General features: G+C 72.4%; 1 protein-coding gene. It reads left to right on the top strand.

Annotation, left to right across the window (positions count from 1 at the left end):
* A partial coding sequence (locus KUM32_RS37370; protein WP_302185237.1) for a beta-ketoacyl synthase N-terminal-like domain-containing protein occupies positions 1 to 557 on the top strand: 557 nt, incomplete at both ends.

Raw genomic sequence — 557 nt, 5'->3', positions numbered from 1 at the left:
TTCGCGGCGTCCGCGGCCCGCCTCGCGGTCGCGGACGCCGGGATCGACGAAGACGAACTGGCCGCCTCCCGCGCCGGATCGAGCATGGGCACCACCGGTGGCGAGTCGCAGGTGCTGGAGAAGCTCACCGAGGACTCGCTGACGGCGGGCATGGGCGGCCTGGACGCGGGTCTGATCCGCCAGGTCTCCAGCGCCCGGCTGTCCCAGGCGGTCAACCGCGAACTGCGCCTGACCGGCGACGCCGTGACCCTGTCCACCGCCTGTTCGGCCAGCAACTACGCGCTCGGTTACGCGTACGACCTGATCCGCACCGGCGAGGCGGACTACATGATCGCCGGTGGCGCGGACTCGGTCGGCCGCTGGTCGCACGCCGGGTTCTACCGGCTCGGCGCGCTCACCGAGAAGGCGTGCTCGCCGTTCGACGCCAACCGCTCCGGCATCATCACCGGTGAGGGCGGCGCGGCGATGTTCCTGGAGTCGCTGGAGTCGGCCCAGGCGCGCGGCGCGCACATCCACGCCGAGGTGCTCGGCTACGGGCTCAACTGCGACGCCAACCG

It is taken from the genome of Streptomyces sp. AC627_RSS907, from assembly GCF_019049165.1.
The sequence above is the reverse complement of the archived record's forward strand: the minus strand, read 5'-3'. Positions and strand labels throughout refer to the sequence as shown.